General features: G+C 64.7%; 15 protein-coding genes. 5 read left to right on the forward strand and 10 right to left on the reverse strand.

From position 1 onward, the window contains the following. The first annotated feature begins 1 nt into the window (after position 1). The 3 genes from RSO41_RS12065 (at position 2) to bfr (ending at position 1,423) form a co-directional block, all read left to right on the forward strand. Positions 2 to 487, forward strand: coding sequence for an RDD family protein (locus RSO41_RS12065; protein WP_315619361.1), 486 nt, complete (start codon positions 2 to 4; stop codon positions 485 to 487). Between the two features lie 103 nt (positions 488 to 590). After that, on the forward strand, positions 591 to 797 hold the full coding sequence (locus RSO41_RS12070) for a (2Fe-2S)-binding protein (RefSeq protein WP_315619362.1): 207 nt from the start codon (positions 591 to 593) through the stop codon (positions 795 to 797). A 149-nt stretch (positions 798 to 946) separates the two neighbouring features. After that, a complete protein-coding gene (gene bfr, locus RSO41_RS12075; RefSeq protein WP_315619363.1) occupies positions 947 to 1,423 on the forward strand; it encodes a bacterioferritin in 477 nt (158 codons plus the stop codon). A gap of 178 nt (positions 1,424 to 1,601) precedes the next feature. Here the strand turns inward: bfr and RSO41_RS12080 are convergent, their stop codons facing one another. From RSO41_RS12080 to RSO41_RS12090, 3 genes are read right to left on the reverse strand one after another with little or no spacing between them, the layout of a single operon-like run. Next, entirely contained in the window at positions 1,602 to 1,826 is a 225-nt protein-coding gene (locus tag RSO41_RS12080; protein ID WP_315619364.1) for a DUF1653 domain-containing protein, read from the reverse strand. A 15-nt stretch (positions 1,827 to 1,841) separates the two neighbouring features. Beyond that, entirely contained in the window at positions 1,842 to 2,669 is an 828-nt protein-coding gene (tcdA, locus tag RSO41_RS12085; protein WP_315619366.1) for a tRNA cyclic N6-threonylcarbamoyladenosine(37) synthase TcdA, read from the reverse strand. After that, on the reverse strand, positions 2,666 to 3,436 hold the full coding sequence (locus tag RSO41_RS12090) for a pseudouridine synthase (protein ID WP_315619367.1): 771 nt from the start codon (positions 3,434 to 3,436) through the stop codon (positions 2,666 to 2,668). The genes tcdA and RSO41_RS12090 overlap by 4 nt, the downstream gene beginning before the upstream one ends. A 162-nt stretch (positions 3,437 to 3,598) precedes the next feature. Between RSO41_RS12090 and RSO41_RS12095 the strand changes: the two genes are divergently transcribed. Together RSO41_RS12095 and RSO41_RS12100 are read left to right on the forward strand one after the other, a co-directional pair. Further along, the gene (locus RSO41_RS12095) at positions 3,599 to 4,336 is read left to right on the forward strand and encodes an NAD-dependent deacylase (protein WP_315619488.1); all 738 of its coding nucleotides are present in this window, start codon (positions 3,599 to 3,601) and stop codon (positions 4,334 to 4,336) included. Positions 4,337 to 4,395: 59 nt separating this feature from the next. Further along, positions 4,396 to 5,151, forward strand: a complete 756-nt coding sequence (locus RSO41_RS12100) for a tRNA-uridine aminocarboxypropyltransferase (RefSeq protein WP_315619369.1) — start codon at positions 4,396 to 4,398, stop codon at positions 5,149 to 5,151. Here RSO41_RS12100 and RSO41_RS12105 read toward each other — a convergent pair. The 7 genes from RSO41_RS12105 to def form a co-directional block, all read right to left on the reverse strand. Beyond that, complete coding sequence (locus tag RSO41_RS12105) at positions 5,148 to 6,380, reverse strand: TraB/GumN family protein (protein WP_315619370.1); 1,233 nt, start codon at positions 6,378 to 6,380, stop codon at positions 5,148 to 5,150. The genes RSO41_RS12100 and RSO41_RS12105 overlap by 4 nt on opposite strands. Positions 6,381 to 6,646: 266 nt before the next feature. Further along, a complete protein-coding gene (locus tag RSO41_RS12110) occupies positions 6,647 to 8,095 on the reverse strand; it encodes a TrkH family potassium uptake protein (protein ID WP_315619371.1) in 1,449 nt (482 codons plus the stop codon). Between the two features lie 43 nt (positions 8,096 to 8,138). Further along, on the reverse strand, positions 8,139 to 9,512 hold the full coding sequence (gene trkA / locus RSO41_RS12115) for a Trk system potassium transporter TrkA (RefSeq protein WP_315619372.1): 1,374 nt from the start codon (positions 9,510 to 9,512) through the stop codon (positions 8,139 to 8,141). 118 nt (positions 9,513 to 9,630) lie between these two features. Then, positions 9,631 to 9,834, reverse strand: a complete 204-nt coding sequence (locus tag RSO41_RS12120) for a dodecin (protein WP_315619374.1) — start codon at positions 9,832 to 9,834, stop codon at positions 9,631 to 9,633. Positions 9,835 to 9,868: 34 nt separating this feature from the next. Next, on the reverse strand, positions 9,869 to 11,212 hold the full coding sequence (gene rsmB, locus RSO41_RS12125) for a 16S rRNA (cytosine(967)-C(5))-methyltransferase RsmB (RefSeq protein ID WP_315619376.1): 1,344 nt from the start codon (positions 11,210 to 11,212) through the stop codon (positions 9,869 to 9,871). Further along, entirely contained in the window at positions 11,209 to 12,189 is a 981-nt protein-coding gene (gene fmt / locus RSO41_RS12130; protein ID WP_315619378.1) for a methionyl-tRNA formyltransferase, read from the reverse strand. Before fmt ends, rsmB begins: the two co-directional genes overlap by 4 nt. Before the next feature lie 168 nt (positions 12,190 to 12,357). Then, positions 12,358 to 12,870: a peptide deformylase gene (gene def / locus RSO41_RS12135; protein ID WP_315619380.1), complete on the reverse strand. Its 513-nt coding sequence runs from the start codon at positions 12,868 to 12,870 to the stop codon at positions 12,358 to 12,360. Positions 12,871 to 13,018: the final 148 nt, after the last annotated feature.

Consider the following 13,018-nt stretch of genomic DNA (forward strand, 5'->3'; position numbering starts at 1 on the left):
CATGACACGGCGATTCGACCGTCTCGACGAGGTATGGCCTGCCGGGCTGGGACGCCGCCTGGGCGCCATGTGCTATGACGGGCTATTGATCCTGGCCATCTGGATTGGGCTGGCCGCCATCCATGTGCTGGCCAGTCGCCTGTTGCTGGGCCTGCCGGCGGAACGGTTGGGGGTCGGCGTCATCCAGGTGATGTCGCTGCGCGGCCTGTTGCTGTTCGGTGCCTTCGCGTTCTTCGCCTTTTTCTGGATGCGTGGCGGCATGACGCTGGGCATGCAGGCCTGGCGGCTGCGCGTGCAGACGACGGAGGGCAAGGCGATCGGTCTGCGTCAGAGCCTGGTGCGGTACCTGGTGGGAGCATTGTCCTGGGGCATCTTCGGTCTTGGCCATCTGTGGGTGCTGTTCGATGCCGAGCGTCGCAGCTGGGCGGATATCGCTTCCGGCACGCGGGTCGTGGTGCTGCCCGGGAAGCCCCGGAAGGGTGGCTGATACGAAAGTCGGGGGCTTCAGGGAGAAAAAAGTGGCAGCCTATGGTTGCGATAGCCTATGCGAATCATTTACATTTGCCTCGAGGTCAGCGCGAGGTAATGTCATGTACGTGTGTCTATGCAAGGGTGTCAGCGACAAGGCGATCCGCCAGAGCGTGGAGGACGGTGCGCGCAGCTGGCGCGAGGTCCAGCGCGAGACGGGCTGCGGCACTCAGTGCGGCAAGTGTGCCTGCATGGGCAAGGGCATTACGCGTGATGCCGTTCGCGAGTCGTTGGCCTTCTCCACGGAGGAGCTTGCTTATGCCGTGTGATGGCAATCGATATTGTTTGTGTTGTCATTAACAACTATTTGATTTCATTGATTTTTTTGTGACGTGATCTAGACTGTCGGGTATGCCTGGCAGGGCGAAGCAGCCCATGCCAATGTGAAAGGGACCCTGACAGCAATCGAGGTAGCGTCATGAAAGGCGACAGCAAGGTCATCCAGTACCTCAACACGGTGCTCGGCAACGAACTGGTGGCCATCAACCAGTACTACCTGCATGCCAAGATGTATCAGGATTGGGGGCTCGCTGCCCTCGGCAAGTGGGAGTACAAGGAATCCATCGAAGAAATGCAGCACGCCGACACCCTGATCGAGCGCATCCTGTTTCTCGAGGGCATCCCCAACCTGCAGGATTACGGCAAGCTGCTGATCGGCGAAAACACTCAGGAAATGCTCGAGTGCGACCTCAAGCTCGAGCAGAAAGCCCGTGCCGATCTGATCGATGCCATTTCCCACTGTGAGCAGGTCAAGGACTACGTCAGCCGAGACCTGTTCAAGTGCATCCTCGATGACGAGGAAGAGCATATCGATCACCTGGAAACCGAGCTTGGCCTGATCGACAAGGTGGGGATCCAGAATTACCTGCAGCAGCAGATGCAGGAAGCTGAATAACCCAAGCTGTAAGCCGTAAGCCGTAAGCTCTAAGCGGTAAGCCCCCCTAGATCCGAGAGGACTGGGGGTATGCTGCTTTCGAGCTACGAGCTACGAGCTACGAGCTACGAGCTACGAGCTGGGTTTTCGGGTTTCGTATCTCGCATCTCGACGGTCTCGGCTTACGGCTTTCCCCCTCCTAGAACGCCTTCTCCAGCGCGAAGCGTGGCAGTGGCTCGCCCTGCATCTCGACGATTTCCATGAACATCGACAAGGGGCGCACCCAGAGGCCGTAGTCGCCGTACAGGGCGCGGTAGGCCACCAGGGGTTCCTCGGTCTCGCTATGATGGGCCACGCCGATGACCTCGTAGAGCGGCCCCTTGTAGTGGCGATAGATACCGGGGACGGGGTGCTGCGCTTCCATCGTGGATCTCCGTGGTCAATAGGCGAGGGTGGTGTCGCGGGCGAGTCGTGCCAGGACACGGCTGGCGGCCGTAAAGCCGAAGCTGCCGGTGATGAAGGTGGCGGCGCCGAAGCCCGAGGCGCAATCGAGGCGTGTCGATTCGCCGGCGCCGGGCTTGGTGTGACACACCTCGCCGTCGGCGTCGGGGTAGATCAGCTGTTCGTCGGAATAGACACACTCCACCGAGAAGCGTCGCCGAGGATTGCGCGAGAAGCCATGGTCGCGGCGCAGGCGAGCGCGAACCTTGGCCAGCAGCGGGTCGTGCTCGGTGCGGGTGAGGTCAGCGGTGCGAATCCGTGTGGGGTCGGTCTGGCCACCGGCGGCACCCGTGACGGTGATCGGCAGCTTGCGTCGCTTGCACCAGGCGATCAGCGCTGCCTTGGCGACCACGCTGTCGATGGCGTCGACCACATGATCGGCGTCAGCAGGCAGGCGTTCGGCCAGGTTGCCGGGCGTGACGAAGGCGGTGTCGGCGATGACGTCGATCCCGGGGTGTATCGCGCGGCAACGCTCGGCGAGCACCTCCACCTTGGGACGCCCGATGGTGCCATCCAGGGCGTGCAATTGGCGATTGACGTTGGAGACGCAGACGTCGTCCAGGTCGATCAGGGTCAACCGACCGATGCCGGAACGTGCCAGGGCCTCGACGGCCCAGCTGCCCACGCCTCCGACTCCGGCGACCACGACATGGGCTTGCCGGAAGCGTGCCGCGGCTCGCGTGCCGTAGAGACGCCGGATGCCGCCGAAGCGCAGTTCGTGGTCGTCGCTCTGCGAGGGCGTGGAAGGCATGAAGGGGTCGTTCATGGCATCGTCATCGTATGAGGTGAAGTTGAGGTGTCGCGGTCATTGGCGGGCAGGTGGCCCGACCAGCCGAAGCGCTGGAAAAGCTCGGTCATCGGTGCGTCGAGGGCACAGCCGATGGTGAGGCGATGACCGTCGACAGGGTGCTCGAACGCCAGGCTCACTGCGGCAAGCAGCAGGCGGGGGCAGGCCAGCTGCTCGGCGAAGAAGCGGTTGTGCACCCCCTTGCCGTGCTTGGCGTCGCCGATGATGGGATAACCGCGGCGCGACAGGTGGCGACGGATCTGATGGCGTCGGCCGGTGAGCGGGCGGGCTTCCATCAGCGAGTAGCGAGCACTCGGGTAGCGATCGACGCGAACCGGCAGTTCCACGCTATCCAGGCGACGCACATCGGTGCGGGCGTCTCGTGCCGGCATCTCGGCCTTGGGGCGGCGCCCATCCTCGTCACGCAGAGCGTAGTCCAGGCGCTCGGTTTCGGGGCCCAGGCCACGAATGACAGCCAGGTAGCGCTTGGCAACCCGATGCGCGGCGAAGTCATTCGCCAGGTGGCCGGCGATCCCTGAGTCGAGGGCGAATACCATCAAGCCTGACGTGGGGCGGTCGAGGCGATGGACCGGGTAGACACGCTGGCCGATCTGGTCGCGCAGGGTCTGCAGTAGGAAGTGCCGCTCGCCCCGGGCCAGGGCGCTGCGGTGCACGAGCATGCCCGCCGGTTTGTGCACGGCGATCAGGTAGTCATCGCGATGGAGGATGGGCAGTGCGTCGGTCATGATGGCATCGGCTGACAATGAAGCCGCCATTGTCGCTGCGCCGTGCGCGAATGTCATCCATGGTGGCCATCATGGCAGACGGTTCGTATCCTGCCGGTTGTTGTGGCAGGAAGGGTAGAGCCTGGCCTTGATGTCTGACGCCTGTCAGGAGGACAACACGTGATGGAGTCTCGTTCGAACGCTCACCTGGTGGTGCTGACCGGCGCCGGTATCAGCGCCGAGAGTGGTATCCAGACCTTTCGTGCCGCTGACGGTCTCTGGGCCGATCACCCCATCGAGGCAGTCGCGACCCCGGAAGCCTGGACCCGGGACCCCGAGCGCGTCCTGCGTTTCTACGATGCGCGTCGCGACCAAGTGCGACGCGCGCGTCCCAATGCGGCTCACAAGGCACTGGCGCGGCTCGAGACCGAGGGCTTTCGGGTCAGCATCGTGACCCAGAACATCGACGACCTGCACGAACGAGCCGGCTCACGCCGGGTCGTGCACCTGCATGGCGAGATTCTCAAGGCGCGCTCCTCGGTGGATAGTCGCATGCGTTACCCGTTGCCTCGCGGCGGAATCGCCCTGGGCGATGTCTGCGACAAGGGGAGCCAACTGCGTCCCGATGTGGTGTGGTTTGGCGAGGCAGTGCCTCGTTTCGATGAGGCCCTCGAGGTCGTCGCCGACGCCGATCTGTTGCTGGTGGTGGGCACATCACTGGCGGTGATGCCGGCTGCTTCATTGATCGATGAGGCCCCCATGGCGGCGCCTCGGGTGCTGGTCGACCCCGAGGCTCATGAGCTGACGGCAGCCGGTGTGCACGGGCTGGCTCTGCCCGCCGGGGAAGGCGTGCCCCTGCTGGCCCGCCACTGGCGGCGCGAGGGCCGCCTGTGGCTGCCCGAGGGGGTGTTCGGCCAATAGAGCGATTGGCAGGCATGCTAGAATGCCGTCCTTTCTTATCACCGACACGCCAGTGAAGCATGCAGGACGATTCCTCGACGCCATTTCCCCCTGATACCGGCTCGCCCCCCGGGCCTGAGTCGCCGCCACGGCGCGAATTCAAGGCGCGCGGTAGCTTTGTGGTACGTTGCGAGTCGTGCAATCTGCCGCGCCTCAACTGTCTGTGCCCTTACCGGGTGCGCGCCGAGAGTCGCTCCCGAGTGTGGCTGTTGACGCACCCGTTAGAGCACTACAAGCCCACCAATACCGGCCGCCTGATCCGCGATGTCCTACCGGATACCGAGGTCTTCACCTGGTATCGCACGGCGCCGGACGAGCGGCTGCTCGAGCTGTTGGCGGACGCGCGCTATGCGCCCTTTGTCGTCTTCCCCGACGATCAGGAGGGATATGCCGAGCGGGTGGTGGGTATGGACCGTGTGGTCGAGGACCGGGATAGCGGTCGGGTGCCGGTCTTCATTCTTCTCGACGGCACCTGGCGGCAGGCACGTCGCATCTTCCGCCGCAGCCCTTATCTGGCGACCCTGCCGGTGCTGCCGCTGGTTACCGATCGACAGACCCGCTATCGACTGCGCAAACCGGCCTCCAGCGACCACCTGTGCACCGCCGAGGTGGCGGCGGAACTGTTGCGCCAGGCCGGTGACGGGGGGGCCGCCGAGGTGCTCGACGACTATTTCGACGTCTTCAACGACAACTACGCCGCCAGTCGACGCCATACCAGGCCGGCGGCGCCGACGCCGGCGATGCGTCGTCTGCTGGCGGCGCGGCAGGACGCCTAGCCGAACAGGGTGCCGGCGATGCGCAGTCCGGCAATCCAGGTGCCGGCGGCGGAACCCAGGGTGGCGGTGAGGAACACCAGCAGGGTGCGAGCCACCCGATTGCGCCACCAGCCTTTCCAGTCGGTGACGTCATGGCGAAGGGTGGCGAAGTCGCGGACCTTGGGCTTGCGCAGGGCCAGTTCCACCCCGGCGGCGACGAAGCCGGCGCCGATGGTGGGATTCAGCGAGGTGAGGGGGGCGGCGAACACCGTGGCCAGTACGGTAAGGGGATGGGCCAGGGCCACCAGGGTGGCTGCGCCGGAGAGGACGCCGTTGATCAGGAACCATTCGCCGACCAGCTGCCAGCCCAGCTCCGTGTTGCGCGAAAAACCGATGGCGAAGCCGGTGAGTACCAGCGCCGTGATCAGCCAGGGGATCGCCTTCCAGACCCTGGAGCGAGGCGGAGTGACTTCCAGGTGTTCGCGCTCGCTGGTCGGCGATTCGGGCAGTGGCGTCTCGAGGTGTTCGGCCATGCCCTGCAGGTGGCCGGCGCCGATCACCACCAGCACATGGCGATAGCGGCCGGGTGGGCAGAGTTCGGCCAGTCGCAGTGCCATGTAGCGATCGCGTTCGCTGATCAGCGGGGTATAGAGCGACTCGGACTGGGTAGCGAATTCGCGGAAGGTGGATTCCAGGACGTCACCCTCCTTGAGCCTCTCGATGTCTTCCGAAGAAACATCCTGGCGGGACAAGACGCCGCCGAGCAGGCCGGAGAATAGCGAGAAGCGTTGCCACCAGGGCACGTTATGGTAGATGCGCTTGAGGGTTATGCCGATATCGCGGTCGATCAACTCCAGCGGCAGTGCATGGGCGCGCGCGCCCTCCAGAGCGGCGCGCATCTCGGCACCGGGCTCGATACCGGATTGCTCCGCCACACGTTGTTGAAAGGCGCCCAGCGCCAGGCTGGCGGCCACCATGCCGGCCTTGCCCTGGCGAAAGATCTGAAAGAGATCCTGCTCGCCGAGGGCATTCGGGTTGGCGAGGTTCTGGTGGCGCGAATCGCACAGCTCGATGGCCACGGCGTCGAATTCGCCGGAGTCGATCAGCTCGCGCACTTCGGCGGCGCTCCGGGCGGAGACGTGGGCGGTGCCCAGCAGGGTATAGCGGGTCTCGCCCACCTGCAGGGTGCGGCGCGGGCCGAGGGTCTCGGCGGCCGGTTCGGCGATGGCGCAGTCCTGAGTGTCGGTCATGGGCGCTCGGGCCTTGAAAATGTGAAGGGTCGATTATCCACGAAGGCCGGCGGCGGGCCAAACCCGACGCGGCACTTGCATTGACTTTGCTACTTGCGCCAGTGCAATTCTACATAGGCTCTTTCGGGAAGCGCTGATTTATATCGCGAGCGAGGAGAGGCTGGCCTTCGCCGGAGCGCAGCCACCGGAGTGTAGCCTGCTACATGAGGATGGCGAGCATCGCCGGAGGCCAGGATCTCGAGCGCAGCAATAAATCAGGGTTTTCCCTACTTGCGCCAGAAGGCCGGGGTGAAAAGCACCACCACGGTGAAGATTTCCAGGCGTCCGAGGAGCATGGCGACGACCAGTATCCACTTGGCCAAGTTCGGCAGGTCGCCGTAGTGGGCCGAGGCCTCGCCGAGTGCCGGGCCCAGGTTGTTCAGGGTCGCCCCCACCGTGGACCAGGCGGTGACCTGATCGACGCCGGTGGCCATCACGCCGACCAGCATCAGGAAAAACAGCATCACATAGGCCGAGAAGAATCCCCACACTGCCTGGGCGATGCCATCCGGCACGCTGACCTTGCCGATCTTTACCGTGATCACCGCACTGGGATGAATCAGGCGCATCACCTCGCGCATACCCTGCTTGAGGATCAGGATGATGCGGATCACCTTCATGCCGCCGCCGGTCGAGCCGGAACAGCCGCCGACGAAGGCGGCCACGAACAGCAGGAAAGGTAATGCACCGGGCCAGGTGGAGAAGTCGGCCACCGAGAAGCCGGCGGTGGTGGCGACCGACACGACCTCGAAGACGGCGTGGCGCAGGCCTTCGGTGGTCTCGTAGTCGCTGGTGAGCCAGAGCGAAACCGAGGTGATGATGATTAGCCCGGCCAGGAACAGCATCAGGAAGCGCGCTTCCGGATCCTGGAAATAATGGGTCAGGCGGCGTTCTCGCCAGGCCACGAAGTGCAGGCTGAAACTGAAGGCCGAAATCAGCAGGAAGGTGGCACAGATCAGCTCGATCACGGCGCTGTCGAAGTAGCCGATGCTGGCGTCATGCGTTGAGAAACCGCCGATGGCCACGGTGGAGAAACTGTGCCCCAGGGCATCGAACCAGTTCATGCCGGCGGCCATGTAGGCCAGGGTGCAGGTGACCGTCAGGGTGGCATAGATGTACCACAGCGCCTTGGCCGTCTCGGTGATGCGCGGCGTCAGCTTGGAGTCCTTGAGGGGACCGGGAATCTCGGTGCGGTACAGCGCCATGCCGCCGACACCGAGTGTCGGCAGGATCGCCACCGCCAGCACCACGATCCCCATACCGCCGAGCCACTGGAGCTGCTGGCGATAGTAGAGGATCGCCTTGGGCAGCAGGTCGATGCCGGTGATCACGGTGGCGCCGGTGGTGGTCAGGCCGGAGAACGACTCGAAGACCGCGTCGGTGGGCGAGAGCGCCGAGGCGCCGGTGAGCATCAGCGGCAGGGAGCCGAACAGCCCCAGTACGCTCCAGAACAGGGCCGCGATCAGGAAGCCGTCGCGGGTTCGCAGCTCCTTGCGTGCATGGCGGTTGGGCAGATACATCAAGGCTCCGGTGGCCACGGTAATGCCCAGGGCCACCACGAAGGCCTGCCACATGCCATCGGCGAACAGCAGAGAAATCAAGATGGGCGGCACCATGGTCAGGCTGAACATCATCAGCAGCAGGCCCAGGATGCGCAGAATCATGCGCAGGCTCATGCGATGATCCCCCTCGTCGTCCCTGTCGACATGGTGAACTCCATCAGAAGAAGGTCAGCCCTACCTGGAAGAGTCGCTCGACATCACGGATGCGGCGTTTGTCGATGACGAACAGGATGATGTGGTCGCCGGATTCGACGACCACGTCATCGTGGGCGATCAACACCTCCTTGCCCCGGACCACGGCGCCGATGGTGGTGCCGCTGGGCAGGTCGATGTCACCGACGGCGCGCCCCACGACCTTGGACGACTGGGTATCGCCGTGGGCGATGGCCTCGATGGCCTCGGCGGCGCCGCGCCGCAGCGAGTGGACATTGACGATGTCGCCGCGTCGCACATGGGTCAACAGGCTGCCGATGGTGGCCTGCTGTGGGGAAATGGCGATATCGATCTCGCCACCCTGGACCAGGTCCACGTAGGCGGCATTGTTGATCAGCGTCAGGACCTTCTTGGCCCCCATTCGCTTGGCCAGCATCGACGACATGATATTGACCTCGTCGTCGTTGGTCAGCGCGCAGAAGATATCGCAGTCCTCGATGTTTTCCTCTTCCAGCAGGCGCTTGCTGGTGGCACTGCCGTGCAGTACCACGGTGCGGTCGAGGCGTTCGGAGAGCTGGGTGCAACGCTCCAGGCTGCGCTCGACGATCTTGACCTGATGGCTGTGCTCCAGATGCTCGGCCAGGCGTTCGCCGATATTGCCGCCACCGACGATGACGATGCGACGAAAATCGCGCTCCAGGCGGCGTAGCTCGCTCATCACGGCACGGATATCGCGCCGGGCAGCAATGAAGAAGACCTCATCGTCTGCCTCGATGACGGTGTCGCCACGCGGAATGATGGGACGGTTGCGGCGATAGATGGCGGCGACCCGAGTGTCGACGCTGGGCATGTGGCGACGCAGGAAACCGAGTTCCTGACCGACCAGGGGACCGCCGTAGTAGGCCTTGACCGCCACCAGCTGTACCAGGCCGCCGGTGAACTCCAGAACCTGCAGGGCGCCGGGATGTTCGATCAGGCGACGGATATGGTCGGTGACTACCTGCTCGGGGCTGATCAGCACATCGATGGGCACCGCTTCATGGGCGAAGAGCCCCTTGCGGGTCAGGTAGGCGGTGGCGCGCACCCGGGCGATCTTGGTCGGCGTGCGGAACAGGGTGTGGGCCACCTGACAGGCGATCATGTTGACCTCGTCGGTGTTGGTCACCGCGATCAGCATGTCGGCGTCCTCGCAGCCGGCCTGGCGAAGCACCATGGGGTAGGAGCCGGCGCCGGTCACGGTGCGGATATCCAGGCGAGTATGCAGTTCGCGAAGGCGCTCGGCATCGGTGTCCACCACCGTGATGTCGTTTTCTTCGCGGGCCAAGTGCTCGGCCAGGGTGCCGCCGACCTGGCCAGCACCGAGGATGATGATCTTCATCGCGTATCACTGTCCGCAGCAGGGATGAGGGGCGGGCGCGCCAAGGGCGCCACCTTGTTCGGTGGCGGAAAGCCTAAACCAGTCGCCGAAAGAAGAGAAGGAAGAACAGGCGAGTGGCTCAGTCGAGCGTGAAACCGACCTTGATCGTCACCTGCCAATGGGCCACCCGACCATGTTCGATATGCCCACGGGTGTCGATGACCTCGAACCAGCGCATGCCGTGCAGGCTTTCCGACGCCTTGCTCAGCGCCCTCTGGATAGCATCCTCGATGCCTTTGTCGGAAGAGCCGGTCAACTCGATGTGCTTGTAGGTGTGGTTCATATGGCAATCCTTGGGTTGGCGATGACGGTGCCTGTCAGGCGGCTCCTTTCCTCAGTCTGGCATAGAAGAAGCCATCGTGGCTGTCGAGGCTGGGCAGAAGCTGTCGTCCCGCACCGGCGGGGCGTCCCCAGGCGAGGCCACCCGGGGTGGTGACTTCGGCATCCGGGGTGCGCTCGAGAAATGCCTGAACCTGGTCGGCATTCTCCTCCGGCAGCACCGAGCAGGTGGCGTAGAGCAAGGTGCCACCCGGCGCGAGCAGCGGCCAGAGGTTGTCCAGCAGGCGTGCCTGCAGGTCGGCGAGCTTGGTGATGTCGGAGGGACGGCGCAGGCGCTTGATATCGGGGTGGCGCCGGATCACACCGCTACCGGAACAGGGGGCATCGAGCAGGATGGCGTCGAAGGCGGTGCCATCCCACCAGTCTCGCTCGGTGGCGTCGCCATGGGCCAGGGAGGCCCCCAGGCCGAGCCGCGCCAGCGTGTCTTCGACACGGGCCAGGCGGGCATCGTCGCTGTCGATCGCCTGCAGGTCGATATCGAACAGTTCCAGCAGGTGTGCGGCCTTGCCGCCGGGGGCGCAGCAGGCGTCCAGCACCCGGGCGCCGGGCCGGGGGGCGATCACCGGCCCGAGCAGCACGGCGGCGAGCTGGGCCGATTCGTCCTGGACACTGACATGACCCTCGCGGAAGCCCGGCAGGTCGGCGATATCACAGGGCGTCTCCAGAGTCAGGCCATCGGGGGCATGGGGGCAGAGTCGCGCACCGGGCGAGTCGAGGCGCTCCAGATACATCTCTCGGTCCCCGTAGCGGCGATTGACCCTCAGTGTCATGGGGCCCGGCTGATTGTTGGCATCGCAGATCGACCGCCAGTCGTCGGGCCAGGCCTGGCGGAATGTCTTTACCCACCATCGCGGATGCAACAGGGCCACTGCCGGGTCGCGATCGACTTCGGCCTGCAGCGCCGCGCTTTCTCGCTGAAGGCGCCGCAGGCAGCCGTTGAGCACGCGGGTGGCCCAGGCCTTGCTCAGCAGACGCGCTGCGCCGGCGGTCTCCCCCACGGCAGCGTGGGCAGGGACACGCAAGTACAGCAGCTGGTAGATGCCGACCAGCAACAGGGCCTGGATGTCGGCGTCGCGTGTCTTGAAGGGTTTTTCCAGCAGTTGTCCCGCCAGGGCCTCCAGGCGGGGCAGGGCTCGGCAGGTACCGAAGCAGAGCTCCTTGAAGAGCCCTCGGTCCCGGGCCACGACCTGGTGCTCGTCGAGATCGTTCAGTGACTTCTTGCCGGTAATGACCGGTGCGATCGTCCGAGCGGCGGCGGCACGTACGGCCAGGCCATTGTCGAGGGACTTGCTGCGACCGGCGTCGCGTCGCTGCTGGTTCATGCGGGTGTCTCCCGATCAGGTGTTCCGAGTCGTGTTCCGACGCTGAAGCGGTCCGCTCGGGCCCGCAGCAATTCGGCGATGTCCAGGGGTTTGCCGCCGGGCAGCTGTGCCCGGGTCACGCGCAGTATTCCATCACCGCAGGCGATACGCAGGGCATCCTCGTCGGGTCCGAGCAGGGTGCCCGGCGTGATGCCTGCCTCATGGCTCGCGGGGTCATCGGGTTCGGCCAGCCACAGTCGCAGGCGCTCGTTACCGAGTGTGCACCAGGCCACCGGCCAGGGATTGAAGGCGCGAATCCGTGCGGCGAGGGTCGCGGCGGGTTCATGGAAATCCAGCTCGGCTTCGGCCTTGGAGAGCTTGGCGGCATAGGTGACGCCGTCGCCGGGCTGAGGGCTGGGAGCGAGACCGGGGCCGGCGAGGGCGTCGAGCGTCTCGACGAGTGCCTCGCCGCCCAGTTCGGCCAGGGTATCGTGGAGCTCTCCCCCGGTGGTGGTGGCCGTGATGGGCGTGCGCCGGGTGAGTAGCATGTCGCCGGTATCCAGCCCTTCGTCCATTTGCATCAACGTCACGCCGCTTTCGGTGTCGCCGGCCTCGATGGCCCGCTGAATCGGGGCCGCGCCGCGCCAACGCGGCAGCAGCGACGCATGCACATTGATGCAACCCAGTGGGGGAGTGTCGAGAATCTCGCGTGGCAGGATCAGGCCATAGGCCACCACCACCATCAGGTCAGCGTTCAGGGCCGCCAGCTGTGATCGTGCCTCGGGTGAGCGCAAGGATGCTGGCTGATGGACCGGGAGGTCGTGTGACTGGGCCAGGACCTTGACGGGGCTCGCGGTCAGCTTGCGACCTCGGCCGGCGGCACGGTCGGGCTGAGTATAGACGCCGACGACGTGGTGATGGCTCGCCAGCAAGGCTTCCAGACTCGTGGCGGCGAAGTCGGGTGTGCCGGCGAAGATGACGCGCAGGGTTCGGGACATGTCGAGGGGCCTTGCCGAAATGGATGCCCCTTATGATAACGGAGCCGACCGTAAACGACGAAGGGCAGTGCCATCAACGACGGCACTGCCCGGATGCATGGTGGGACAACCGCTTCGGCTTGTCCCCGGTGTCCCTCGTCAGACCCGATGGCGACAGCGCCGGGGGCGTCAGGCCGGCTGTTGCTGCTTGTGGCGCTTTTGCATCTTCTTCATGACACGGTCGCGCTTGAGCGGCGACAGGTAGTCGACGAAGAGCACGCCGCGTAGGTGATCGCATTCATGCTGGATACAGTGGGCGAGCAACCCTTCTGCTTCGAGCTCATAGGCGTCGCCGTTGCGATCCAGTGCCTCGAGTTTCACCTTCAGGGCGCGGGGCACTTCGGCGTAATACTCGGGAATCGACAGACAGCCCTCCTGCATCGGTTCGCGCTCGTCGCCGATCGGCGTGTATTCGGGATTGATCAGCACCAGAGGCGTGCGCTGATCATCGCTGACATCCATGACAATGACCCGGCGATGCACGTCCACCTGGGTGGCGGCCAAGCCGATGCCACGGGCGTCATACATGGTCTCGAGCATGTCGTCGACCAGTTGTCGCACCTCGTCGTCGACCGCTTCGACCTCGGCGGCCTCGGTGCGCAGCCGTTCATCGGGGAATTCGAGGATGGGAAGTTTGGCCATGGCGTTAGGGTCACCGTTGTACAGTCATGCGAAATATACGTCTATTCTAGGAGGCGAGGTGCAAGGGGAAAACCACCCGGCATGCATCGCCTCGATAGGGTTCGACTATAGCATCTCGGCGATGTTCCGGGGACCACTGTCGACTCGG

This window comes from Halomonas sp. I1 (genome assembly GCF_032334135.1).
In the GTDB taxonomy this organism is placed as follows: Bacteria; Pseudomonadota; Gammaproteobacteria; order Pseudomonadales; family Halomonadaceae; genus Halomonas.